Source organism: Microbacterium testaceum StLB037, from assembly GCF_900104345.1.
Classification (GTDB): domain Bacteria; phylum Actinomycetota; class Actinomycetes; order Actinomycetales; family Microbacteriaceae; genus Microbacterium; species Microbacterium testaceum_A.
Map to the genome: position 1 here is coordinate 19,344 of NZ_FNJN01000005.1, position 25,259 is coordinate 44,602.

The 25,259-nt window shown below is 65.5% G+C and carries 20 protein-coding genes and 1 tRNA gene; 8 read left to right on the top strand and 13 right to left on the bottom strand.

Going from position 1 to position 25,259, the window contains the following annotated elements:
• Nucleotides 1-8 precede the first annotated feature (8 nt).
• The 3 genes from BLS25_RS11520 to BLS25_RS11530 form a co-directional block, all read right to left on the bottom strand.
• Nucleotides 9-1,607 (bottom strand): FAD-dependent oxidoreductase, encoded by a 1,599-nt coding sequence (locus tag BLS25_RS11520; protein ID WP_176786363.1) that lies wholly within the window; start codon nt 1,605-1,607, stop codon nt 9-11.
• Nucleotides 1,604-2,656, bottom strand: coding sequence for a LacI family DNA-binding transcriptional regulator (locus BLS25_RS11525; RefSeq protein WP_074695882.1), 1,053 nt, complete (start codon nt 2,654-2,656; stop codon nt 1,604-1,606). Before BLS25_RS11525 ends, BLS25_RS11520 begins: the two co-directional genes overlap by 4 nt.
• A gap of 514 nt (nt 2,657-3,170) precedes the next feature.
• Nucleotides 3,171-3,950, bottom strand: a complete 780-nt coding sequence (locus tag BLS25_RS11530; protein ID WP_143017934.1) for a hypothetical protein — start codon at nt 3,948-3,950, stop codon at nt 3,171-3,173.
• Between the two features lie 810 nt (nt 3,951-4,760).
• Here BLS25_RS11530 and BLS25_RS11540 point away from each other — a divergent pair.
• Nucleotides 4,761-5,333: a hypothetical protein gene (locus BLS25_RS11540; RefSeq protein ID WP_074695890.1), complete on the top strand. Its 573-nt coding sequence runs from the start codon at nt 4,761-4,763 to the stop codon at nt 5,331-5,333.
• A 30-nt stretch (nt 5,334-5,363) separates the two neighbouring features.
• Here BLS25_RS11540 and BLS25_RS11545 read toward each other — a convergent pair whose 3' ends face one another.
• Complete coding sequence (locus BLS25_RS11545; RefSeq protein ID WP_074695892.1) at nt 5,364-6,485, bottom strand: PucR family transcriptional regulator; 1,122 nt, start codon at nt 6,483-6,485, stop codon at nt 5,364-5,366.
• Between the two features lie 105 nt (nt 6,486-6,590).
• Here BLS25_RS11545 and BLS25_RS11550 point away from each other — a divergent pair, with 105 nt between their 5' ends.
• Both BLS25_RS11550 and BLS25_RS11555 read left to right on the top strand, forming a co-directional pair.
• Entirely contained in the window at nt 6,591-7,940 is a 1,350-nt protein-coding gene (locus tag BLS25_RS11550; RefSeq protein WP_074695895.1) for an MFS transporter, read from the top strand.
• Nucleotides 7,937-9,259 (top strand): ArgE/DapE family deacylase, encoded by a 1,323-nt coding sequence (locus BLS25_RS11555; protein ID WP_074695898.1) that lies wholly within the window; start codon nt 7,937-7,939, stop codon nt 9,257-9,259. The genes BLS25_RS11550 and BLS25_RS11555 overlap by 4 nt, the downstream gene beginning before the upstream one ends.
• A gap of 96 nt (nt 9,260-9,355) precedes the next feature.
• Here BLS25_RS11555 and BLS25_RS11560 read toward each other — a convergent pair whose 3' ends face one another.
• Nucleotides 9,356-9,931 (bottom strand): TetR/AcrR family transcriptional regulator, encoded by a 576-nt coding sequence (locus tag BLS25_RS11560; protein WP_256335582.1) that lies wholly within the window; start codon nt 9,929-9,931, stop codon nt 9,356-9,358.
• A gap of 100 nt (nt 9,932-10,031) precedes the next feature.
• Here BLS25_RS11560 and BLS25_RS11565 point away from each other — a divergent pair, with 100 nt between their 5' ends.
• Nucleotides 10,032-11,744, top strand: coding sequence for an amidase (locus BLS25_RS11565; protein WP_074695903.1), 1,713 nt, complete (start codon nt 10,032-10,034; stop codon nt 11,742-11,744).
• On the opposite strand, the gene BLS25_RS11570 is transcribed toward BLS25_RS11565, so the two are convergent.
• Nucleotides 11,724-12,653 carry a LysR family transcriptional regulator gene (locus BLS25_RS11570; protein ID WP_074695906.1) on the bottom strand — a complete coding sequence of 310 codons (930 nt, stop codon included), beginning with the start codon at nt 12,651-12,653 and terminating at the stop codon, nt 11,724-11,726. The genes BLS25_RS11565 and BLS25_RS11570 overlap by 21 nt on opposite strands.
• A gap of 73 nt (nt 12,654-12,726) precedes the next feature.
• Between BLS25_RS11570 and BLS25_RS11575 the strand changes: the two genes are divergently transcribed.
• Together BLS25_RS11575 and BLS25_RS11580 are read left to right on the top strand one after the other, a co-directional pair.
• Nucleotides 12,727-14,220: an aminotransferase class I/II-fold pyridoxal phosphate-dependent enzyme gene (locus tag BLS25_RS11575; protein ID WP_074695908.1), complete on the top strand. Its 1,494-nt coding sequence runs from the start codon at nt 12,727-12,729 to the stop codon at nt 14,218-14,220.
• Between the two features lie 37 nt (nt 14,221-14,257).
• Complete coding sequence (locus tag BLS25_RS11580) at nt 14,258-15,745, top strand: amino acid permease (RefSeq protein WP_143017935.1); 1,488 nt, start codon at nt 14,258-14,260, stop codon at nt 15,743-15,745.
• A 100-nt stretch (nt 15,746-15,845) separates the two neighbouring features.
• Here BLS25_RS11580 and BLS25_RS11585 read toward each other — a convergent pair whose 3' ends face one another.
• The 4 genes from BLS25_RS11585 to BLS25_RS11600 all read right to left on the bottom strand — a co-directional run bounded on the left by BLS25_RS11585 (nt 15,846) and on the right by BLS25_RS11600 (nt 20,155).
• The gene (locus BLS25_RS11585) at nt 15,846-17,048 is read right to left on the bottom strand and encodes a helix-turn-helix domain-containing protein (protein WP_074695913.1); all 1,203 of its coding nucleotides are present in this window, start codon (nt 17,046-17,048) and stop codon (nt 15,846-15,848) included.
• A gap of 24 nt (nt 17,049-17,072) precedes the next feature.
• Entirely contained in the window at nt 17,073-17,402 is a 330-nt protein-coding gene (locus BLS25_RS11590) for a hypothetical protein (RefSeq protein WP_074695916.1), read from the bottom strand.
• 1,169 nt (nt 17,403-18,571) lie between these two features.
• Complete coding sequence (locus BLS25_RS16695) at nt 18,572-19,618, bottom strand: HNH endonuclease (RefSeq protein ID WP_143017936.1); 1,047 nt, start codon at nt 19,616-19,618, stop codon at nt 18,572-18,574.
• Nucleotides 19,619-20,065: 447 nt separating this feature from the next.
• A tRNA-Ser gene (locus BLS25_RS11600) sits at nt 20,066-20,155 on the bottom strand.
• Nucleotides 20,156-20,282: 127 nt separating this feature from the next.
• Here BLS25_RS11600 and BLS25_RS11605 point away from each other — a divergent pair.
• Together BLS25_RS11605 and radA are read left to right on the top strand one after the other, a co-directional pair.
• Nucleotides 20,283-21,236 carry an L-lactate dehydrogenase gene (locus tag BLS25_RS11605; RefSeq protein WP_074695920.1) on the top strand — a complete coding sequence of 318 codons (954 nt, stop codon included), beginning with the start codon at nt 20,283-20,285 and terminating at the stop codon, nt 21,234-21,236.
• A gap of 172 nt (nt 21,237-21,408) precedes the next feature.
• Entirely contained in the window at nt 21,409-22,776 is a 1,368-nt protein-coding gene (radA, locus tag BLS25_RS11610; RefSeq protein WP_074695923.1) for a DNA repair protein RadA, read from the top strand.
• 278 nt (nt 22,777-23,054) lie between these two features.
• Here radA and BLS25_RS11615 read toward each other — a convergent pair whose 3' ends face one another.
• The 3 genes from BLS25_RS11615 to BLS25_RS11625 form a co-directional block, all read right to left on the bottom strand.
• On the bottom strand, nt 23,055-23,465 hold the full coding sequence (locus BLS25_RS11615; protein ID WP_056226026.1) for a hypothetical protein: 411 nt from the start codon (nt 23,463-23,465) through the stop codon (nt 23,055-23,057).
• Nucleotides 23,466-23,624: 159 nt separating this feature from the next.
• Nucleotides 23,625-24,341 (bottom strand): FadR/GntR family transcriptional regulator, encoded by a 717-nt coding sequence (locus tag BLS25_RS11620; protein WP_056226024.1) that lies wholly within the window; start codon nt 24,339-24,341, stop codon nt 23,625-23,627.
• 25 nt (nt 24,342-24,366) lie between these two features.
• Complete coding sequence (locus BLS25_RS11625) at nt 24,367-25,146, bottom strand: 3-oxoacyl-ACP reductase (RefSeq protein ID WP_074695925.1); 780 nt, start codon at nt 25,144-25,146, stop codon at nt 24,367-24,369.
• Nucleotides 25,147-25,259: the final 113 nt, after the last annotated feature.

Genomic DNA, 25,259 nt, shown 5'->3' on the forward strand with positions numbered 1-25,259 from the left:
AATGCTCCTTAGTAACCAGTGACGTCGGGCCAGTGCAGCTCGACGCCCTGCTGGGTCAGGCGGTTCTGGAAGTCGGCGAGAAGGTCGGCCTCAGCTCGCACCTTGCGGGGTGAGATCGAGTGCTCGAGGCAGAATGCAGCGAGAGTGCCCGCTACCTCGCCCACGTTCCACTCCACGGGGTGGAGTCGGAAGGCGCCGTTGGTGATGTGGGTGGTGCCGAGGTTTTTTCCTGCGGGTAGCAAGTTGTTCACGCGAACGGGGATCATGGCCCCCAGCGGGATCTCGTAAGGGACGGAGGCGACGTCCAGGTAGTTGTCGCCACCGGTTGTGGGGTGCAGGTCGATTCGGTACATGCCGATGCCGACCGTGTCCGGGTACTGAGCGGGGCGGGCGTTTCCTCGAACCTCGATGGAGAGGTCTTGTTCGACGACGGTGTACTCCGCCTTGATACGCCGCGACTCTCGGATGTAGGGGGCCTGAGCGAAGCCGTCTTCAGTGCCCGTGATATCTCCGCGGAGGCGGAGTCCGGGCCACCCGCGACCACCGTCGGGTCGGGGGGCTTCGGTCTGCAACCAATAGAACATTGCCAGGGATTGACGCTTAGCGGCCTGGCGATGAGCTTCCGCGTCCGGCCCGGTGAGGGTGCCGTCGAGGTAGTCGATCATCGGCCAGTTGACGAGGACGACGTCACTATCGAACGCACCAGGTTCAAACAGTCCCTTAGCGAGAATGCGGCGGAAGGTCCACAACTCTTCGTCGCCCCCGCCGGCACGCTGGTCGGCCAGCATCGCCAGGGGGTCACCGTCGATGGTGGGGGTGAAGGTCCGCGTGAAGATGTCCAGTGTGCGCGGGTGAGGTCCGGTCAGAGAGATCATGGGTGCGCCCCAGAACTCTGGCTGGCGGGCACGCCACTCGTCGTAGTCGGCGGGCTTTTCGATGGTGTGGTCGCCATCGACGTGGTCGATCACGAAACACCAGCTAAAGGCTTGCTGGTTTTCAGGCTGCGCCTCCACCGGAGCGCTGGGCTCGCCGGTATCGGTCTGAGCCTCGAACCCTGTGACGTGCTCGACCTCTGCGAGCGGAAGGAGATCACCCAGTTCGGTCGCGTCGAGAACGTAGTCAGCGACGATTCGGGTGCGAACACCCTTCTCGTCAGCGAAGTCGATCGCCTCGACGCGGTCGCCCTCCCGGAGCGCCTCGACGGGGCGTACCCCGCGGATGATGCGCAAACGCCCCGCCGAAATATGAGGCGCCAAAAGGCCCTCGATGACAGCGACGCCTGCACGAGGCTCGGAGCAGATACGGCTAACGAGACCTGCCCCGGGGTTCAGCGCGATCTCCTTACGAGCTGCAGCAGTAAGGGGGTACCACTGCCGGTAGTAGTCACGGATGCCGTCGCGGAGCTCGCGATAGCTTGCAGTCGCTCCGAATTGCTCGATCCACGTGTGTTCGTCCGGCGGCACTGCCTGGCTTGTGAGCTGCCCGCCCAGCCACTCGAACTCCTCGGTGAGAACGACTTGGCGACCCTGGCGAGATGCGGCAAGAGCGGCTGCGACGCCGCCCATTCCACCGCCGACGACGAGAACTTCTGTATGCAGTGCGCTCATGCGCGGGCCTCCTGGGTGGGCGCGCTCAAGGTCGCGCCGTCAACGATGGGACAGGGCATGAGGGTGCGCAGCTCACTTTCCGAGGGATAGTCCTCGTCGGAAAGCAGCCGGGCGAGCAGGTTCACGGAACGTTCGCCGAGTTCTGTCCGCGGGGGGTTCAGGCGCGTGAAGTTCACATCTCCCGGACTGAGCCTGGGAGACGAGGCAAGCGTGATGATGCTCAGGTCGCCGGGGACGGAGTATCCGTCTTCGATTGCGCGCTCGTGGAGGGCCTCAGCGACGTCCGGGGACTCGGCGATCAGCAGGGTGGGCTCAAAGTTTGTTACGGCTGCCCAATCAGCTTCGAGGGATCCTCCGTCACTGATGCGGTCTGCCAGGACGGCGCTGGTTCCCACGACGCCCTTTCGGACGCCGTCGAATCGGTCGCGCACCGACTCACCTTCACTGTCGATGCGAAGGTAGAAGATGCGGGAGTGACCCATCGCGATCGCGCGGCGAACAAGTTCAGCAGTTGCGGCCGTGTAGTCGATTCCTACATAGGGAATGGCGGGTGTGTCGCGACGACCGACCGCGACCACCCGGAATTGTTCCTCCACCAAGCGCGCCAGCTCGCTCGGGTCCATCTCCACACCGAGCAGCAGGACGCCGTCAGCGAGACGCAGTCGGTTCCGCTCATGGAAGAGCCGGCGGCGGCCGTTGGTGACGGGCGTGCTCGTGAACAGCAGCAGGTCACTGCCCAACTTTTCCGCGCCGGCCTCGATGCCGTTGAGGAGGGGGGTGTAGAAGTCCAAGCTTCGCGTTGGGAAGGCTGGCTCGTAGGTGAAGACGCCGAGGATCCGGTTGTCGACCCCTGCCAAGCGGCGGGCTGAAGGGTCGGCGACGTAGTTCGTCTCTTCGATCACACGCTGGACACGCTCACGGGTCTCTTCGGGGATTCGGACCCCCTCCCCCGTTCGCCCGTTGAGCACCAACGACACGGTTGCTTGGCTCACCCCGGCTAGTTGCGCAATCTGGCGTTGCGTGACGCGGCGCGTTTCGGTGCGGCTCATCGGTCCTCCTTGACATGCGCGCCGGTTATGCGGATTATCAGCGCGATGTGAATACATTAATACGCATTAGCGCTCGATGCAACGCTGAAAGTGGGTCGGTGCATGTGCGTACTGCCCTCAGGCTCGTTGCGCGCAACGTCTAGGAGAGTTCGCATCTGACAATGTGGACTCTCGCCTCGATGCAGAGGCCAGTGTCTACTCCGGCCGACCTGAATCCGTCAGCGGACACATTGCGGACCGTGGCTTCGGGCCACCCCGATCGCCTAGTCTCTCCGCCCTTGCTGAGCAAGACGGCTCTGGATTGTTGGACAGGCCGCTTCAAACGGGCGCCGGGGAAAACTGCACTCCGCAGGCACGGCCAACACGCCACCAGCCAGCCGGCCACCGGGCTGCGTTTTGTCCATCCCGACGAATCCCAAGAGATCGTTCCGCGTGGTCACGCGGCTCTCGTTGCTCAGCCTCGTCTCACTTCACCCCCCTGCCACGAAGGCCTCGATAGTTTCGGTTATCAGGACTATCGGCTGGCGCCAGGCCTGGGAACGACCACGAATGCCGTGGTGTTCTCCTTGGGAAGATCGAGCCCCGTGCTACTTCGCGACACCAGCAGCGCGAGATGTGAGAAGTGGTGAGGCTCGATCGGGGGTTCGTGAATCGCTTGATCGTGCACTAGAGCGTGTCTCCCATCCGGTGGACGGCGGAACTCCATCATCTCGGCGGCGCTGTACGGCGCGATGCTCCCGGGGGTGGCGCGGATGGTCTCGCGCGGCTCACCGTTCTCCTCCGGCTGCAGGACCTGCGCCACGCGCATCAGCCACGCCCGGTAGTTCCTCCGGGTGTCGGGTCCGAGGGGGAGGCTCTTGTCGGCGAGGTAGAGGTCGATGCCGTAGCGCGACCAGATGGTCTCAGCGTCGAGGTTCCACCCCTTACTGACGCACCAGGCCACGTACTGGGTGGCTCTCCCGATGAGGACGTCAGCGGTGTAGGGCGTGAGGGGCGCGGCGAGGGCCCCCTCGTCGCCCGCAACGCCCATTTCAACATCAACGTGCTCGGCGTTGAGGTCGCGGAGTACCTCGTCGACCATTACGGGGCAATGGCGGATGGGCTCAACCGCGGCGACGCCAGCGACCGTCTCCTCGCGCGATGGGTCCTCGCCGACAGCCCCGGAGGGCCTGTGGATCCCGGGCTCATCCGCGCGCGGGTGGCTGTGCCTGCGGATATCGCCCAGGTTCGGTCGGAGTCCCCGGCGGAAGCGGCGCAGTGGCGGAGGCGGGTCCGGGAAGACTTCCTCGCCCATCTGAGCGAGGGGCTGAGAGTCGTCGGCTTCGACGGCGGGGCATATCGCTTCGGGCGGCCGTGACCTCGATGAGCCCGACGGTCCGCTCCACTCTCCGCGCTCCAGACAGGGTGCATCCGTGAGCCGCGCATGCCCCCGCTATGCACGACTACTGGACGGCCACGGCCATGCTCTTCCACCGCAGGCAAGACGAGTTGAACGAAGACGAACGTGACTCCCTCAGGTTCTACATCGCCTTCATCGACGACCTCGACGGTCTGACCCCAAACTCGGCTCCCCGTCGATGGTGCGCCGCCGCGCGCGTCGTGGAGGATTTCGCGCGCGAGCATGGTCGCCTGCCCGCGTCGACGGATTCGGGTGCGCTTTCCTCGTGGATCGAATCGCAGAACGAGGCGGATTTGAATTCGGCGTTCCGCTCTGGATGGGGTCTGCCCGCCCCAGTCCGAGGGGGCGGGCAGTCCTCGTCAAACCGACGTGCGGTGCCCGTGGTGCGGGCCAGAGTTGGCCTGCGGATGCGTTGGCCCGGCTCGAGGCGACGGATCTCACCCCGCCGTGCTGACGCTCCAGGCCGTCAACGACCTGAGGAGCTCCCCGTACCCGCTGGGGCCTCGTGGCGCGGTCGCTCGACCCCGACGGACTGCTGAGCAGCAGTCGCCGCGCGCGAGTTCACGGCGAACATGACGGGTGCCTGCCGTATTTGCAGGGCCTCGAGCCGGACGAGCGGCGGACACCCGGGGAATGCGCCACGGCGCTCAGGTGAGATGAACCTCCTAGACGCGCGGGGGTTCTCGGTTGGCGTACGTTGATGGAATGAGCGAGCTCACCTCTACGGCGCTGTCGGGGGCAGCGGTGGTGATCTCACTCCTCGCCGTCATCGTGCCCGCGCTCTCCGGTAGGCAGCAGCGGCTCCGCGACGACCGGGCTGTGCGGAGCGAGCGATATCTCGAGCTGATCGCTCTCGTTGAGGAGCACGGGCTGTGGGTTGTCGATGAGACCTACGATCTGCTTGAGGCGTCCCAGGAAGATGTTCCCGCGACCATGCCGCTCCGTCGCACCCCGACGCCCAGTCGCACCGCTCGTGTACGCGCGCGAGCCATCGTCAGCGCGTACGCCTCCACCTCTGTCGCGCGACACTTCCACGCCTGGCAGCTCGCGCTCGAGGAGTTCGAAGCCGCCCACGACGGCCTCTTCTACGTCGTCGAGCTCAATGGCCCCGATGCGGTCGACCCTTCGCCGCTGGTCCCGAAGCGAGACCGGGAAGTCCTCACGAGACAGCACCTCGCGGACGCGGTGAACGGCCAACTCGTTCAGGAGCGCAGGTGGCGTCGCGTGCGACCGCGCGACCTTGCCCTCCGCTCACAGGGCGATGCTGGCGGCTATTGACCGCGACTGTACGGGTCGAATTCCGCCAGCTCACCCGCTCTGTTCGATTGCGAGGGCAATGAGGGCCGCGTCGTTCGGAACAGTGACATCGAGGCCGGTGAGTTCCTGCAACCGTTGCAACCTTTTCAGGAGCGTATTGCGATGAATGAAAAGGGCAGCCGCCGTCTCGCCGACGGAGCCGTTGGCCATAAAGACGCGAACGGATTCGAGTATGGCGGCGCGCTTCCCTGGTGGAAGGGCATCCAGGTTGCTGGTGAGGGAGCGTCGCATCATCGACCAGCTCTCGCCGAGCCCGCTTTTCACTAGGGTGGGCCAGTGCGATTGCAGCGTCGCCGCCCTGTTCGGGCTGTCTACCGCGTTGCTCAAATCGCGCGCGGTATTCCACCCGGCCCCCACCTCTGACAGCCCATTGAGGATAGGCGAGACGCCGGCTGGGGCTGTGGCGATGTCTTCCATCGACGGCGCACCCGGCAAGCCCGTATCCAAGAGGACAAACTGGGTCCCGTCGATGGCGAGAAGTTCACTGTTGCGTGCGTGAGCGCGCGTCCATCGACGGAACGCATCTGAGTACTGAGCGGCTGCAACGACCACCACGTACGGCGCATCCACCGCCAGGTTCAAGGCAGAAGCAAGATGCGCCAACTGTGTGGTGTCGCGGGTCTCGCCGAGAAGCAGACGTCTGAACAGCGACGCCCGCTCTATTTCGAGCTGGCGATTCATTGCGACGAGCTCGTCGATGTAGGCCGCCTGAATGTGGCTCGTGTGCAGTTCGACCGCTTCCCACACGGTCGCTACGTCCTCCGACAGAGCAAGTAGTTGTTGCTCTCTCACCTCGTGGCGGAGCACGTTCCACAGGAACCGAAAATCCATGCGAACCGCACGTAGCAGGGAGTCCAGCGCGAGGCCCTGCTGTGCGCGTCGTCGGCCGATACGCTCCGATACTGCCCTTAGCTGACCGCGCACCTCAATCCCCGCCAGCATCTGCATGAGCAGGTCGAGGACCTGCTGCGCCGTGAGATAGAGCTCCTCATCGGAAACAGCCGCTGAATCGTATCCGGGTAGTTGTTGCACCTCGGCCGCATACTGGCTGGCGATGACAACGAGCTGGCTACGACATCTGGCCGCAATGTCTTGTAACGCCGAAGTGTGCATATGCACACGATAAGCCCCTGAAACCGCGACTGTGCCGCATTGTGAACGGGCGGGTGCCCTCGGAGCATGGGAGCGCACAAACTCATTCCCGACCAGGAGACACCCATGACGCACAGTCCATCTCCGAGCTCCGCTTCTCCCGTCCACGTCAGTTTGAAGGATGCTGGCCGTATTGCTGGCGCAGCCTTCGTTGGCACAGCACTGGAGTGGTACGACTACTTCCTCTTCGGCACAGCAGCGGCGCTCGTGTTCAACCGACTCTTCTTCACCAACCTCGACGCCACCGCGGCCACCTTGGCCGCGTTCGCCACCTTCGGCGTCGGATTCGCGGCACGCCCCATCGGCGCCTTCGTCTTCGGCGTCATCGGCGACCGCTTCGGGCGACGACCGGCGCTGCTGGTCACCATCGTGATGATCGGCGTCGCCACCGGCCTCATCGGTGTCCTCCCGGACTACCTCGCGGTCGGGGTGGCAGCCCCGATCATGCTCGCGGTTCTTCGCCTCGTGCAAGGACTCGCCGTCGGCGGGGAGTGGGGTGGCGCGGTCACCATCGCCGTGGAACACGCCCCCATCGAAAAGCGGGGCCGGTACGCCGCCCTCGTCCAGATCGGCTCACCGGTGGGGACGCTGCTGTCCTCGAGCGCGTTCGCGCTGGTGCTGATGCTCCCTCCCGAGACGTTCGACGCGTGGGGCTGGCGTATCCCGTTCCTCGCCGCGTTCCCGCTGCTCGCCGTGGCGCTCTACATCCGTATGAAGGTCGAGGAGTCTCCGGTCTTCACCCAGCTGGTTCAGCAGGACGAGCGAGTCAAAGTCCCGGCGCTGCAGGTGTTCACCAAGGCATGGGGGCGACTGCTCGTAGCCATCGCCGCCGCACTGCTCGGTGTCGGAGGGTTCTACATGATGACGACCTTCGTCGTCAGCTACGGCTCCAACACCTTGGGACTGGACCGCGGGCTGATGGTCAACGCGACCCTCATCGCCGCCGTCGCGCAGATCCCGATGACGATCTACGCCGGCCGCCTCGCCGAACGCTTCGGACCGGGACGCATGACCCTCGTCGGCTCCCTCCTCACCGCCATCGCAGCATTCCCGCTGTTCTGGCTCATCGACACCCACAACCCCATCGGCGTCATCGCGGCCGTCACGCTCGGCATCCTCCTGATCACCCTCGCCTACGCCGTCACCGGCGCACTCCTGACCGACCTGTTCCCCCCGCACCTGCGGTACAGCGGTGTCGCTCTCGGCTACAACCTCGCCGGCGCGATCAGCGGATTCCTCCCGCTCATCGCTACCGCCTTCCTCGCGGCCAGCGGCAACCAGTCATGGTCTGCAGCATTGCTGCTCATCGCCGTCGCGCTGATCACCGCCCTCGGCGGCCTTATCGGAGAGCGACTGCGCATCCGTGACGCCGTCGTCACCTCCGACCCCACCACCCCCGAAAGGTCAGTTGCATGACACTCGACACCACCCCTCGAAGCACTCTCGACGCAGCCACCCGGGACCGCATCCTGGGAGCCGTGAATGCAGGTTTCGACGCCCAGCTCGCCTTCACTCAGGAGCTCGTGCGTCATCCCTCCCTCCGCACTCAGGAAGCAAGCGCTCAAGACCTCATGTACTCCGCGATGCAGGATCGCGGCCTGGAGATGGACCGATGGGAGCTCAGCCCGGAGGAGATCGCCTCGCACCCGGGCGCCGGAATCATCGACGTGTCCTACGACGACGTCGACAACGTCGTGGGCACCTACCGACCGACCACCGAGACCGGACGCTCGCTGATCCTCAACGGACACATCGACGTGGTCCCGACCGGCCCCGACAGCGAATGGGCCACCTCGCCGTGGGACTCGCGAATCGAGGGTGACTGGCTCTACGGCCGCGGCAGCGGCGACATGAAGGCCGGGCTCGTCGCCAACCTCTTCGCCTTCGACGCGCTCCGTCGAGCCGGACTCAGCCCCGCCGGCCGGATCCACTTCCAATCCGTCGTCGAGGAGGAATGTACGGGGAACGGCTCTCTCGCTGCGCTGCAGCGGGGCTACACCGCGGACGCCGTGGTCATCCCCGAGCCGGAAGAGGACATGCTGGTCCGAGCGAACGTCGGGGTCATCTGGTTCAAGGTGCGCGTCTCCGGCAACCCCACCCACCCGCGGGAGATGTCCGCCGGGTTCAACGCCATCGACGCCGCGCACCACGTCGTCACCCGCCTGCGCGAACTCGAGGAGCGGTGGAACGCAGACAAGGCATCCCACCGCTACTTCGAGGACCTCGAACATCCGATCAACTTGAACCTCGGCATGATCTCCGGTGGCGACTGGGCATCCAGCGTCCCCGCCTGGTGCGAGGTCGACCTCCGCATCGCCTTGTACCCCAGGATCACAGCCGAGGATGCCTGGGCGGAGATCACCGAACACCTCGCCACTGTGACCAACGACGAGCACGGCCATTCCATCGAAGCCACGGCCACCCGCAACGGGTTCTTCGCTCAGGGGTACGTCCTCCCCGAAGGCACGGAGGCTGAGCAGGTGCTCCGAGACGCGCATCAGCGCGTCTTCGGCGAAGAGCTCCGCACATTCACGACCCCGGGATACCTGGACGGACGTGTGTTCACCCAGTACGCCGGGACGCCGTCCCTCGTGTACGGGCCTATCTCAGACGCGATCCACGGCTACGACGAACGAGTCAGCATCGAATCGGTCCGCAGGATCACCGGTTCGATTGCGCTGTTCATAGCTGAGTGGTGTGGCGTGATCGAAAACGGGTCGGCCGCGAAGCACTGACCGCCATCACCCGCGGTGGACGGTGCACCACAAGTTCACCGTTCACCGCGGGGGGCCGTCGGGTCCTTCGCCCGCGCAGTGCGCGTCTGTGCCGCGCTAGCGCTCGCCCAACGCACCCGGTGTCAGCTGTAGCAGCGGCTCGACGGATCGCGCCATCAGCGCTCGACGGTCACGCGGAGTGTGCCACCTGATGAGCGAGTGCGCGTTCAAGCCGTCGATCATCCCGACCATCTGCGCCGCCACGGCGCGGGTGTTGTCCGACGTGAACTCTCCCGCCTTAACGCCGTCCTCGATCAGTTCGGCGACGAAACCCTCCCACGCATCCATCTGCGTGCGGACCGAACCTGCGAGGGCCTCGTTCCGTCCCCCTATCCCCCACGACTGCACCCACACCAAGGCCATGGCGTCCCGCCCACCGGCAAGGAGCGTGGACAAGAGGACGCGAACCCGGTCGGTGGGGCACGCCTCCTTTGCGACAAGGGCCCGCACCTCGTCCAGCTCGCGCGTGACGATCATGTCGAACGTCCGAGCCACCAGCTCCTCCATGTTGCGTTCGTAGTGCACCACGAGACTCGCTGTGACGCCCATCTCGGCCGCGACTGAGCGAGCGGTCACCGCGAGGAGGCCGTCCGTCAGGGCGATTCGTTGAGCGGCGTCCTGGATCTCCAACATGCGGTCCGCAGACGAGCGGTGAACTCGGGTTGACGAGGAATTGGGCATTCAGTACCTTCTCGTTTTGAACAGCTGTTCAAAACGACTCTAAGGGGCTCTTGTGTTCGATGTTGTGGAAGCGTCCATTGCCGATCTTCGTGCCGGACTCAGCTCTAGGCAAGCCACCGCGGTTGGCCTCGTCGACGCGTACCTTGCGCGCCTGGACGCATACGACGCGGCAGGAACTGAGACCGCGCTGGCCTCCGTCGTGGTCCGCAACCCCGCCGCTCGTGATGAGGCGCAGGAATCCGACGACCGGCGGGCACGCGGGGAGTCCCGCGGCCCCCTCGACGGCATCCCCTACACCGCGAAGGACAGCTACCTCGTCCGGGGACTGACAGCCGCGGCCGGTAGCCCAGCCTTCGCCAAACTCGTCGCGCAGCACGACGCCTTCATCATCGAGCGGCTGCGCGGTGCGGGCGCCATCTGCATCGGGCTGACCAACATGCCCCCTATGGCGAACGGTGGTATGCAGCGCGGCCTTTACGGGCGCGCCGAAAGCCCCTACAACGCAGACTTCCTCACCGCACCGTTCGCATCAGGGTCGTCGAATGGCTCCGGGACCTCAACAGCAGCCAGCTTCGCCGCGTTCGGGCTGGGCTCGGAAACCTGGTCGAGCGGGCGCGGTCCCGCTTCCAACAACGGCCTCTGTGCGTACACCCCCACCCGCGGACTGATCTCCTGCCGAGGTTTGTGGCCGTTGGTGCCAACCCAGGACGTTCCCGTGCCGCACACTCGCACGATGGAGGACCTTCTCGAAGTCCTCGACGTGATCGTCGCAGACGACGAGGTTGTGGACGCCGACTTCTGGCGGGCGCAGCCTTGGGTGGAGCTTCCTCGGACATCCGCCATCCGCCCCACGTCCTACCCGGCGTTGTCCGCTGCCGCGAACCCGCGCGAGGTCCTCGCCGGTCGCCGGTTCGGCATCCCCCGCATGTTCATCAACGCAGACCCCGCCGCGGGCACCGGCCCCACCCCCGGCATCGGTGGACCCACCGGACAACCGATCCGGACACGCCCGTCGATCATCGCTCTGTGGGAACAGACGCGCCGCGCTCTCGAGGAGGCCGGAGCAACTGTCGTCGAAGTCGACTTCCCGGCTGTGTCGAACTACGAAGGGGATCGCGTCGGGGCGTCAACCATCGCCATCCGTGGCCTCGTATCACCGGAGTACCTGCGCCAGGAGATCCTCGACCTTTGCGCATGGGCGTGGGAGCAGTTTCTCCGCGACAACGCGGACCCGTGGTTGGACTCGCTGGCAGCCATCGACGGGGCCACCATCTTCCCCCAGCCGGAAGGCGCTCTCCCAGACCGCTACACGGGCTTCGATGACGACATCGCTGAATACCCCGCCTGGGTCCGAGACAATCCGAATGCGCGCTTGGAGAACCTCACCGCCATGCCTGCGGGACTGAACGGTTTGGACGAGACCCGTCGTCTCGATCTCGACGAATGGATGGCTCACCACGACCTGGACGCCGTCGTCATGCCGACCGTTGCAGACGTAGCCCCCGCTGACATGGATGTGAACCCGGAATCGGCCGACGCGGGGTGGCGCAATGGGGTGTGGGTAGCCAACGGCAACCTCGCCATTCGCCACCTTGGCATCCCGACGGTGACCGTTCCGATGGGCATCGCGGAGGACATCGGAATGCCCGTGGGGCTGACCATCGCGGGGAGGGCCTATGACGACGTCGCCCTCCTCACCTTCGGATCAGCGTTTGAGGCGCTCGGCCCGCGCCGCATCGAACCCTCACGCACGCCTCGACTCTGATGGGGTGGCCGGGCGGAACATCGCCACGCGGTCGAGGAGGATGCGGTGGAGGAGATCGACCGCCGGCGGTGGTGTCTCCGTACCGTGAATGAATGACGTGCGCCTCCGACCGAAGTCTGCCAACGTCGGACGGAGGCGCACGTCAAAGCGCGAGTCAAACGCTGTTGCCGTCGTGAGCGTCACCCCGAGACCTTCGGCAACGAGCCCATGGATCATGTTCAGATCGTCGGTGCGCATCAGCAGGCGCGGATCGAAACCGGCCGCGTGACACACGCGCCTAAGGATTCGATTCGATGCCTCGCCATCGTTTCGCGCGCAGATCCAATCCGCGTCCGCCAGTTCCCCCACCTCAAGCGGCGCAGCGTCAGCGAAGGAGCTGCCTCCTCCGACAAGCACCTGGTAGGGCTCCTCGAAGAGGAGCGTCGCCGTGATGTCGCTGGAGACGAAAGCCGGGTCTTCGGCGACGTCGTAGATGATCCCCGCGTGCAGTTCGCCCGCGCTCAGCATCCCGACTACGTCCGTGGGCTCAGCCTCGACGACTTCGACTCGCACTGCAGCACTATCGCGAAGCTCGCGGATGGCGGAAGGAAGCAGACGCGATCCGATGGACGCGAAAGCGCCAATCCTCAGCGTCGCCAGCCCGGCATCTCGCTCGGCGACGATCATCCGCTCCGCCTGTTCAATCCTCCGGAGAATCTGCTCCGCTTCGGACACAAGCGAAAGCCCCAGGGGTGTCAGTCGAGCCCCACGCCGGTTTCTCTCCACCAGGGGTGCACGTACCTGGTTTTCGAGTGCCGAGAGATGGTGAGCGATGGTCGGCACTCCATAGCCCATCGACTGAGCTGCCGCACTGAGAGAACCCCCGTCTCTGATGGCGACCAAAACCCGGAGCTGCTGTGGGTAGAGCACGTCATACAGGGTATGACGCTGATGCAGTGGATGTGGTATTCCATCGTCATCTCAAGCTCAATACCTTCAACCCATGCCCCAGCCGCTTGAAGACGCTTTCGATCACGCTCGGGCGCCATACGTGGATGCGCTCCGGACACTCGTGGCAAACGACTGGCAGCGGTTCCATGTCCCCGCGCACCAGGGTCACGAACCAAACGCTCCCGGTGTCGCGGCACTTGTCGGTGCGCAGGCGCTGACTCTGGACTTTCCCATGAGTATCGTCGGGATAGACCAACGGACGTGGCGCTCGGCCGCTACGGGCAGCCCCACCCCTCTAAGCGCCGCTCAGGTGCTTGCCGCAGATGCCTGGGGGGCGACGCGAACGTGGTTCCTCACCAACGGCGCGTCCGGCGGCAATCATGTCGCCACGATGGTTGCCCGTGCCCTCGGTCGACAGGCCATCGTGCAACGAAGCGTCCACTCGAGTGTGATCGACGGCATCGCTCACGTCGGTCTGACGCCCCACTTTTTACAACCCGCGGTTGACGACGGTCTCAACGCGGCCCTCGGCGTCACGCCCGCCCAGGTCGCACAGGCGCTTGCCGAGCACCCGGACGCCGCGTCCGTGTTCATCGTGAGCCCGAGCTACTTCGGTACGGCGGCCGACATCCGCGGGATTGCGGATGTCGCGCACCGTCACGGCGTGCCCCTGATCGTGGATGAAGCATGGGGAGCGCACTTCGGGGTGCACGTGGACCTTCCTGTCAACGCTGCGCGGCTAGGTGCCGACCTCGTCGTCTCCAGCACGCATAAAGGTGCCGGGGCACTCACTCAAGCGGCCATGCTGCACCTCGGACACGGCGAACAGTCCCACAGCATCGAAGACCTCGTCGACCGCGTGGTGCGGTCGTTCCAATCGACCAGCTCGAGCGCGCTGCTGCTGGCGTCCCTGGACGAGACTCGGCGCCACCTCATGACCGCCGGTCAGAGCTCAATCTCGGAGGCCATCGCCTCGGCCGACACGATACGTGCGCGAATCGGCGAGTCCGGCCGATACTCCGACGCAACCCCGCAGCTTTCGAAGCACGATGCCAGCGCCGCGACCGATCCGTTGAAAGTGGTCATCGACATGCGCGCGGCCGGAATCACCGGCAACGAGGCCCAGCACGTCCTCATCCGCGACCACCGCATCTATGCGGAGCTCGCCACGCCGACCTCCTTGTTACTTCTTATCGGAGCGACCTCGCCGGCCGACCCGGAGCGCCTCCTCACGGCGCTCGAAGCACTGCCCACCCTGCACTCGAAAGCCGTGCCCGGATTGCGACTACCCGCCCCCGCTCCCCGCGCACTCGGCGTCCAGGAAGCGTTCCTCAGTCGTACCGAGATCGTCTCAGCCGACGATGCCATTGGTCGCGTCTCCGCCGACTCTCTTGCGGCTTACCCACCTGGCGTACCGAACTCCCTACCCGGCGAAATTCTCACGAAGGACGTAGTCGAGTACCTGCGAGCGATGGCGGCAGCGCCCAGCGGTTTCGTCCGCGGCGCCGTCGACCCCCGCCTCGACACCTTCCGCGTCGTCGCCTGACGACGCCATCGCACACATCAGCAAAGGAGCACAGATTGTGTCGACCGAAGAACGTTCTGTAAAAACTGAAAGTCCCGAGCTCACGAGAGGGCTCAAGAACCGCCATCTCCAGCTCATCGCCATCGGCGGAGCTATCGGAACCGGACTTTTCATGGGATCCGGGAAGATGATCAGCGTCACCGGCCCAGCCGTCATCTTCGTGTACATGGTGATCGGCTTGATGGTGTTCCTCATCATGCGAGCGTTGGGCGAACTCCTACTTTCCAACCTGCACTACAAGACCTTCGGGGACATCGCGAAAGACCTCATCGGCCCGTGGGCCGGTTTCTTCGTCTCCTGGACCTACTGGCTCGGGTGGGTGGTGGCGTGCGTCGCGGACATCATCGCCATCACCAGCTACGTGTCCTTCTTCAACGCCTCAATTCCTCCGTGGATCCCTGCGCTCATCGCCGCGGTGGCCCTGACCCTACTGAATCTGCAACCGGTGAAGTTCTTCGGAGAAACGGAGTTCTGGTTCGCCCTCATCAAGGTCATCGCCATCCTCGCCCTGATCGGCGCCGGGGTGGTTCTGATCGCAACAGGTTTCACCAACCCCGACAGTGGGACTCGGGCGACCTTCGCCAATCTGTGGGACCACGGTGGCATGTTCCCGTTCGGCGCCAGCGGCTTCATCCTCGGATTCCAGATGGGCATTTTCGCTTTCATCGGTGTCGAACTCGTGGGCACAGTCGCCGCCGAGACGGAGAATCCACGAAAGACCCTGCCGAAGGCCATCAACTCCATCGTGGCCCGCATCCTGGTGTTCTACGTCGGCTCCCTGGTCATCATCATGTCCATCACCCCTTGGGACCAGCTCGCACCTGACAAGAGCCCGTTTGTCACCACGCTCGCCTACGCCGGTTTCGGAATTGCCGCCGCCGCCATCAACCTGGTCGTACTGACCTCCGCGGCTTCCAGTGCGAACTCCGGGATCTACTCAGGATCCCGGATGCTCTACAACCTCGCGCTGGACGGTCACGCTCACAGGAAACTCACGTTCCTCACTCCCCAGGGCGTCCCCCGCAAGTCGGTGTTTCTCACCTGCGTCTTCCTGTTCACCGCTATACCTCTTCTGTACGCGGGGGACGGGGTCGTCACGGCCTTCACCTTCGTTTCCTCCGTGTGCGCCACCCTCATCTTGTTCACATGGGGCACCATCGTCGTCAGCTACATCCGTTACCGACGTCGCTATCCGGAGCGTCACACCCAGTCCGGCTTCAAGCTCCCCTTGGGACGCGTCGCACCGTGGGTCGTGCTGGCGTTCTTCGTTTTCATCATCGGCGCGCTGCTCTATGGTGAGGACACCCGCGCAGCAGTCATTGCGGCGCCGGTGTGGTTTGGCCTTCTTGCCGTCGCGTGGGTCGCGAGGAAGCGCCGCCTCGCACGGGAAGGACGCCCGATCACCCGAAGCATCCCGGTGACCGTCCACCCCCTGGACGATGAGCGATCACCGGCGCGCTCTGTGCCGCCCAGCGACATCAGATAAAAGCTGTCCTCGCTATGCAGGGCGGGCACGCCTGAGTCTGACGATGCGGCGTCCACAATCAGTGGCCGCCGCATCGTGGCTCGCGCGCAGCACGCGCGGATCAGTCGTTGGCGACGTGGCGCACGGGCAGGCGGTGAACGGGTGCGACGGGGCGTGTCGGCTGCTGACGGCTCGACGGTCGTGGGGTGAGGACGCTCACCGTGGCTTCGGCTGTCGAAGCCGCGGCCGGCGACCAATCCAGCCAGCGATGGAAGTACGCCGCGCTGAGTCCGATGGAGGTACTGACGGCCGATACGTTCCGCTCGAACGTCGGCTGCGTTCCTTGCGTCAGGGTCTTCTGCAGCCAGACGGCAGACTCGTTGCCCACCTCGATAGGCTCCTGCTTATTCCATCGCCGCGCGGAGATCTGCTTGAACAAGCTGCGAGCATGATCGTCGTCGATCACACCGAGTTGGCGGAAGCGGGTCACGAACGCCTTGACGGAGAACCCCCACTTCTCCTTCAACCTCGTCAGAGCGGTGAGGGAGACGCGTGCCCCTGCAAGGTCGTTGATGACGGCATCCCCGGGTGCAAGGAAAGCGGAGGCGAAACGGTGCGCTTCGTTCTCGCGTCTAGTCGCGTCGGGCGCAGATACAGGTTGAGACCGCCCGGCGTGCAGGACGAGGTGCCCGAGCTCGTGCGCGACGGTGACCCGCTGGCGGTCGCCGGGCACGGCATGTTCGGGTGAGGTGGAGGATCGGCTGACCCGTATGACGGGGACGTCGTTGATCCGAAGCGACATCCCGAGATGGCGGCCCAGTTCGCTGTCCATGGGAAGGACAACGACTCCGAGGCGTTCGGCAGCGCGCACAGCGTTGCCAACGCGGGCGCCCTCCTTGATGCCCGCGAGGGTTCGGACGTCGGCCGCTGCGCGTTCGATCTCGTCCGCGTCGTTGGGGTCGCCGTCGAAGATGGGCAAAGTGTCCACCACTCGCCGTAGACCGAGTGTGGCGAATGCGTCGAGGGCGGTACGACTGTCGTGGAGGACGCGGTCAACAGTGCGCTGGGACGCGTCTGCGTACGCGCGCAGCTGTGGTGTGGTGAAGGTGGGCTCCGCGCCGGGGCGGTGGAAGTACGCCGGTGTGACGTCCAAGACGGCGGCGACCGCGTCGAGAGCGCGCGGGTCCAACCAGCTGAGGTTGCGCTCAGCCATGGAAATGGAGCCGGCCGCGATACCCGCTCGTTCGGCAAGCTCTTGCTGGCCGAGACCGTTCCCAAGCCGTAGGCGGAGTAGACGGTCGCCGACCCGAGTGTCCTCACTCATGTGCGGATCCTTTCCGATCAGCGGCTACGCGTCGAGGGCCCGGCCTTCCTCCCCGAAGTCCTCCTCGTCGCCGAAACCAGGGAGGTCTTCGTCGAGGTCCGTTTCGAAGCGGCTGAAGTCCGGTTGGGTGCTCGCTCCGAGCAGGATTGGTTTGCCGAGCGTGAGCTCACCCGAGTTGCTGGTGACCTGCAGGACCGGGGCCACGAAGAAGGTCGGCAGGCCGGATACCTCGATGAGGTAGCCGAAGACATAAGGGTAGTCGGGCTCGAGCAGCGCCTCATCCACCTCGCCCCACGACGATGAGTCGTCCGTGCGGACACGGAAGCTATCGAGGTGACGCTCGGCCTGCATCATTTTCCGGCAACTATCTTGCGAAGCATAGTTTCGACGAGCTCGTCTCTCCGTTCCAGATCCTTCGGGTCGGTTCGTCGTCCATCAAAGTCTGAGGAGTTCTCATCGTAAAGTTTTTCCAGACTTTGGATCACGCGCTCCCGTCGCGACACGCGAGTTTGACCGGGGTGCGAAGCGCTCCACGTACGCGAATATAATCGTCGGCTGCTATGGACTGATTGAGCAAACGGTGAACGACATATTGATAGGAGTCGCAGAGGCATACGACGAAATCTACGACTCCTTAGACAGTTTGCCTTCGAGTGTTCGAAGTGAGTACCGGTCTCTACTCATAAGTTGCCTCCGCGACGGAGAATCGGCGCGAATACGGGGCCGCGTCGAAGAGAACGAGATCTTGGACGCCCTCAGGCCGGGGCCGACGGAGCGCGCACGCCTCGTGTCCGCGGTCTTCACCTACGCGTCATCAAACTACCGCTTCGCATATACTCAATCTCTCTGCTCGTCTTTCTGTGGATATCGCCAAAGGTATCAATGTAGGTGCACCCCTCGACCTTCTAGAGAAAGCGGGGTTCGCAAATTACGAGTCCTTCCTTAAGGACTTGATTGAAAGAAGAAATCAGCTAGCTCATAGCTTCCGAGTCCAGGACCTGCTCTCTTCGGACCTGCTAAGCACTTACATAGAGTTGGTGGGGAGCTATCTCTATTCGCTGGCTCGTGTAGTTCAACTTGATCTCGTTACGCGTCTGGTGAATTCCCGCATGGTCCCCTTGGGTACAGTGGTGAAGCGCTGGAGCAAATGCGTCGGCGTTGTCGTGGACCGTGGGCGACTCGAGGTCGGCGACCGTATCCTGCTCCTGAAGGAGGGTTGGTGTACCGCGCATCAGGTTGTTTCTCTGCGGTCGGAAGAAGTAGACGGCAATTTCTTCGAGGCGGACGACGAGCCGATCAACCTCGGAATCGGCGTCGCACACTCCCCGATAATGCTGAAGGGGCTACGGCCTATCTCATACCAAAGAAGTGGCGCGACTACTGGCCGAGCGACCGACACGCGAGCCCGGGCTCTGCGGAGGTGGAATCTGGCGCAGAAGACGGCACATAAATGATCACCCGTTCTCGAGGCGCGCCCACGCGTGGCGTTCCGTCGGTGAGGGCATTGACGCTGCGACAGCGATTTAACGGTTAACGCTTGCGTCGAATGTCGTAATGTTTAAGGTCCAGTTAGCTCTGGGGTCGCCGCCGCTTATCTCCGATGCAACGCGTGATCTTATGTCCGCGAGATCGTACTCTCTTGGGAAGCCGCTCCAGTCGGCAACCTCGAACCGGGGGTGCGAGGTGGTCAATCCCCAGAAGACGTCGCCAGAAGTCATGCGGACTGCGCCTTCTTCGAACCTGTATAGAGGGTCGACTTCGTCGTTCACCGCGGTGATCACCAGGTTGACCGTACGCGTGAGTTCGGTGATCAACACCGCGACTATCTCTGAATTCAGGAGGTACTCAGATAGTGCGATGTCGTACTGCTTCTCGCTGTCCCGCCCGACGAACCACGTTTCCTTGTGTCGGCGGCGCACCTCGTACCGGTCCTCCTTGAAAAGGAAGGATGTGTCGATGTGCTGAACGAGAACGTGTAGCAGCGCACCATGCGTCGAGAAGGCGGCGGACAATCTGGGGTATTTGGAGGGCCATGTAATCCCCGCCACCCAGGTTGCCGTCTCGCTGAGCATCATTGCGTGTTTGTGGGATACAAAAGGAACAGTGCTGTTGAGTCGCCGTGTCAGCTCGTCCCAGGCGTCGACATTTAGGCTTTCCTCCCATCGTGCAACGCGCGTTAGCACTGCCTCTTTTTCGACTCTCCCGCTGGCGACCGGGGGATTGAGCAGGGCGTCCACGCGTCGCTCGTGGTCGGCTTTCAGTTGGAGCAAGTCCTCCACGCTCCAGGCGCTCCCGTTGTCTTTATCAATCGCTGTGTGGTGTGTCGGGCAGAGCAGGATTAGATTGTCGTACGCGTCGAGCGAACGCGTGTATTTCGGATCATGGCGCGGACCGGATGGTTTCGATGACCTGATGTGCGCCTCCTCACCTATCACCCGTCCGATGGTGGCGGAAGCGTCCTCCGGGTTGCGCAAGTCCGCGACGAGCCGTTGCTCACATGGTGGATAGGCGCAACGGTTGGCGGCGCTCGACCAAAGCACCTTGCGGGTTTCGACCGTTGCGTTGACCATCAGCACTCCTGTGCGCTCGTGTGAAGATGCATGGATCCAGGGAGGCTCTCTAACCCCCTCGATGCCGGAGAAATTCTCGCGGAATCGAGCAGCCGTGACTTGGCACCGAGCACACTCGACGTCCGCTTCCCCGGGGATTGTCCCAATGGTAGGCGCCGCGCACCGCCAGACTGCTATCGCCTCACGTCAACCCGAGGTTCGGCGGACGAAGCCGGCTTGTCGACACCGCGGTCGGGAAGTATCCATCCGCGGCTTGCTAGAAGCTCGCGGGACGCATGGTGTTCGGAGGTCGCAGCGGTGATACGGCAGGCGCGAAGACATACCGCGACGCACAACCCAACAAGCAGTCTCTGCGAACCGGTTACCGCGGTGTTACCGCAGACCACAGATGGGCAGAAAAGAAGGCCCCGAATCCACGCAATTCTGCGGGATCCGGGGCCTTCGTGGTGGCGGTGACGGTGGGATTTGAACCCACGGTAGGGGTGAACCTACACAACATTTCGAGTGTTGCACCTTCGGCCGCTCGGACACGTCACCGCCGAATAGCTTACGACAGACTTGCGGATGCCGCGAATCGGCGCCTCGCGCCGGGCCCCGGCATCCGTTCATCCACCGTCGAACGACCCCACTGGTTGCCGCCCTCGCCCACTGCCAGGATCGAGCCATGAGCGTGATCGAGAACTCGAAGCTGACGGTCGTGGGAGCAGGCAGCGTGGGCGCGAGTGTCGCGTACGCCGCGCTCATCCGCGGGTCCGCGCGACACGTCGCGCTCTACGACATCGCCGCCGAGAAGGTCGAGGCCGAGGTGCTCGACCTCGCGCACGGGACCCAGTTCACCGGGTCGAGCGACATCACCGGCGGCAGCGACGTAGCGGTCGCCGAGGGCTCGCACGTGGTCGTGATCACCGCGGGCGCAAAGCAGAATCCCGGCCAGACGCGCACCGAGCTGGCCGCCACCAACGCCGCGATCATCCGCGACATGATGCCGAAGCTCCTCGAGGTCGCCCCGAACGCGATCTACGTGATCGTCACGAATCCCTGCGACGTTCTCACGGTCCTCGCGCAAGAGGCGACGGGGCTGCCCAGCCGCCGCATCTTCGCCTCCGGCACGGTCCTCGACACCTCGCGTCTGCGCTGGAAGCTCGCCCAGCGCGCGGGGGTCGCCACCTCGAGCGTGCACGCGTGGATCGTCGGCGAGCACGGCGACACGGAGTTCCCACTGTGGTCGACCGCGACGATCGGCTCCGTGCCGATCACCGAGTTCGAGCTCCCCGGCGGCACGCGCTTCGACCGCGAACAGCTCGATGCCATCGCCGTCGACGTCCGCGACGCCGCGTACAAGGTCATCAAGGGCAAGGGCGCGACCAATTACGCGATCGGCCTGTCGAGTGCCCGCATCGTCGAGGCGATCCTGCGCGACGAGCACGCGATCCTCCCGGTCAGCACGGTGCTCGACGACTTCCACGGCATCAGCGGAATGGCGCTGTCCGTTCCCTCGATCGTCTCGGCGCGCGGGGCGGTGCCGCTGGCGGCGACGCCGTTCTCGGCCGACGAGCTGACGCTGCTGCGCCGCTCCGCCGACGCTCTGACGACGGTCGCGGGGTCGCTGCGCGGCTGAGCCAGGACGCGCCGCCGCGATAAACGCTCTCCGCGATGAGAAACGCACTCCGACGGCGTTTCTCTCGCAGGGGGCGTTTATGGCAACGGGCGCGGCCGCATCGGTCGGGTCGGGTCCGGATGCCGGGACCCCGGCGACCGGCGATGTCGGAGGCCCCGCGTAGCCTGAGCACATGGCATCCCGACGTCCCGCTGCAGCCCCCGCGCCCTACCGGTGCACCGAGTGCGGATGGACGACGCTGAAGTGGGTCGGACGTTGCGGTGAGTGCCAATCCTGGGGCACCGTGGTCGAGGCGGCGGAGCAGACGGGCATCGTCCGCTCGATCACGCCGGTCGCTCCGGGGGCCGGGCGCGTCGCCCGCCGCATCACCGAGATCGATACGCAAGACGCTCCCCGCCGCACGAGCGGGGTCGGTGAGTTCGACCGCGTGCTGGGCGGCGGCATCGTGCCCGGGGCCGCCATCCTGCTCAGCGGCGAGCCGGGCGTGGGCAAGTCAACGCTGCTGCTCGAGGTCGCCGCGCAGAGCGCCCGCGCCGGCCGACGCGTGCTCTACGCCAGCGGTGAAGAATCAGCGGCACAGGTGCGGTTGCGCGCCGAGCGTACCGGCGCCCTGCACGACGAGCTCTTCCTCGCGGCCGAGACCGATCTCGCCACGATCCTCGGGCACATCGATCAGGTCGAGCCGGGCCTGCTCATCGTCGACTCGGTGCAGACGGTGTCGTCGGCGCACAGCGACGGCGCAGCCGGTCAGCCCGCGCAGGTGCGAGAAGTGGCATCCGCCCTCATCCGCGTCGCGAAAGAGCGGGGCCTGCCGATCATCATCGTCGGCCACGTCACGAAAGACGGCTCGATCGCGGGCCCGCGCATCCTCGAACACCTCGTCGACGTCGTCTGCCACTTCGAGGGCGACCGCCAGACCTCGTTGCGCTTCGTCCGCGCGCTCAAGAACCGCTTCGGGCCGACCGACGAGGTCGGGTGCTTCGACATGACCGGCACCGGCATCGCCGAGGTCGCCGATCCGAGCGCGCTGTTCCTCGGTCACGGCGAACCCGAACCCGGCACGTGCGTCACCATCGCGATGGAGGGCCGGCGCGCTCTGCCCGTGGAAATTCAAGCCCTGGCCGTGCGACAGACGGCTCCTAACCCGCGGCGCATCGTCAACGGCGTCGATTCCTCGCGCGTCGCGATGGTGCTCGCGGTGCTCGAGAGCCGCATGGGGCTCACGCTCTCCGACCGCGACGTCTACGTCTCCACCGTCGGCGGGGTGCGGTTGGTCGAACCCGCCGCCGACTTGGCGATCGCGATCGCCGTCGCCAACGCGGTGAAGAACCGCAAGGTCTCGAAGCGTCTCGCCGCCATCGGCGAACTCACCCTCACGGGCGAGATCCGTAACGTCACGCAGGCCGCCCAGCGCGCGTCCGAGGCCAAGCGCCTCGGGTACCACACGGTGCTCGACTCCTCGTCGCGCAAACTCGCGCAGGCGCTCAACGAGCTGCAGGTGCGCGGCATGCCGCGCGACGACAGCGAACCGGGGTTCTGACGGCGCGACCGGCGAGGGAGACGAACCTCAGGGATTCATCAACGGGTCCACGCGGGCGCGGACGGACGGGGCCGGCGGGGCGACTCGCCCTGCCCGGTCAGCGACCGGGAGGCGCCGACCGGCGACGGCGGTGTGGGGAGGTCATTCCCAGCACGGCGGGGATGACAAGTCCGGCGGCGCACACGGCACCGGCGATCAGGTACTCCATGGCTCCGAGTCTTACACGCGCCGCCCTCGCGCGCGAGTTCGCAGCGCCCGCTCTCGAACCGGCCCGCTGTTCAGGCGTCGAGGGCAGCGATCAGATCGACGGGCGAAGCCTGGATTGGGTGCGGTCCCGCGATGTCGATGAACACGGTGGTGATGGCATCCTGATGCGTTCCGAGGAACGTGCGCAGCCACTGCGGTGACTGCAGGGCCACGTGCGGCGGCAGCGTCTCGGGCTTGTGCGCCGCGTCACTGAAGAGCAACAGCGCCAGCTGGCCGGTATTCGGGTCGCGGTAGGTCCACACCTCGCCGACGCTGAGCGGGTTGTCGGCGTCGCCGGGGGTCATCAGCGGCACGACCGTCGGCCCGTGCCGCAGGGCGAAGGCGATCGCGGCCATGTCCTGCGTCTGCAGGGCGTCGACGAGCGCGGTGTTCCTGAAGTCCACGTCGAGCTTCTTCCCCTTGCGCTTCTTGCCTGCGGCCATCCTCCGAGCCTAATCGCGCGGGGCGCCGGGGCCGCATCGACGGTTCGGGCGGATCTCGCCGTTCGGGGCGCACGATCCTCGCCCCACAGCGCAGGACCCGCCCCGAACGCAGCCAGCGCGGCGCCAAGACCCCTGGTCCGCGCGGCCCCACGCGACCCCCTACGCCAGGAACCCCCGCAGCAACGCCTCGGATCCGGCGAGGTGGTCGCGCATCGCCGCGTGGGCGGCATCCGGTCTTCCGGCGAGGATCGCCGACACGATCGCCGCATGCTGCGAGGTCGAGTGTTCGATGTTGCGCGGCAGCAGCGGAAAGGTGTCGAGCCAGGCGTTCACCCGCGCGCGGTTGTCGGCCACGAGCGGAACGAGCGAGGGGATGCCGGCGAACTCCGCGATCGTGAGGTGCAGCAGGGTGTCGAGTCGGCGGTAGTCCTCCCCCTCGGCGAGCGCGGCCGCTTCGTGCCGCGCCCAGAGCACGTCGCGCTCCTCGGCCGACAGGGAGCGTCCCGCCGCAGCCCACGCCGCTCCGGGTTCGAGGACGCCGCGCAGGGCGATGACGTCCGACAGTTCGGCGGGTGAGACGACGGCCGGTTCCGACGGCCGCGGCACGGGGTCGACGACGAAGGTGCCGCCGTAGCGACCGCGCCGGGTCTCGAGCCATCCGGCATCCGACAATTCCCGCAGAGCCTCGCGCACGGTGTCGCGGCTCACGCCGTACAGGGCGGCGAGTTCGCGTTCCGCGGGCAGCGACTCCCCCGGGGCGACGAGCCCGAGCCGAACGGTCTGCACGATGCGCGCGGTGGTGTCTTCGAGCGCGTTGCCGGTGCGCACGGGACGGTACACGGCCCGGCGCAGGTCGTCGAGCGGCGCGTCTGTCACCCTCTCAGCCTGTCACGTCACCGGTTCACAGGGGCGTGACGTACGCGTTGGTGATGCCCCCGTCGACCACGAAGGCCGTCGCGGTGATGAAGGACGCATCGTCGGATGCCAAGAAGGCCACGGCCGCGGCCATCTCTTCCGGCTCCGCGAACCGGCCCATCGGCACGTGCACGAGGCGGCGCTGCGCGCGCTCGGGGTCTTTCGCGAAGAGCTCCTGCAGGAGCGGGGTGTTGACGGGTCCCGGGCACAGCGCGTTGACGCGGATGCCCTGTCGCGCGAAGTGCACGCCGAGCTCGCGGGTCATCGCGAGCACGCCGCCCTTCGATGCGGTGTACGAGATCTGCGAGGTCGCCGAGCCGAGCAGCGCGACGAAGGATGCGGTGTTGATGATCGACCCGCGACCGGCCGGCACCATGTGCCGCAGCGCCGCGCGCGAGCAGAGGTAGACGCTCTTCAGGTTGACGTCCTGCACCTTGTCCCACGCGGGGAGCTCGGTGGTCTCGATCGAGTCGTCGTCCGCGGGCGAGATGCCGGCGTTGTTGAAGGCGATGTCGACACTGCCGAGGTCGGCGGCGACGCCGTCGAAGAGGGCGTTCACGGAGTCCTCGTCGGCGACGTTCACCTGACGGAAGACACCGCCCACCTCGGCGGCGGCCGCCGTACCGGTGGTCTCGTCGAGGTCGGCGATCACGACGCGGGCGCCTTCGGCGGCGAAGCGGCGGGCGGTGGCGAGCCCGATGCCGCTGGCTCCTCCGGTGACGATGGCGACGCGGTCGCGCAGGCGCTGGGTGAGGTCGATGGTCATGGTGCGGTGGTTCCTTTCGAGCCGAACCTCGTCCCACTTATGGCTGGTTCAGAGCCTCTCGGGGAGCCATAAGTGGGACAAGGACCGTCATAGGTGGGACGAGGGGGTCGGGC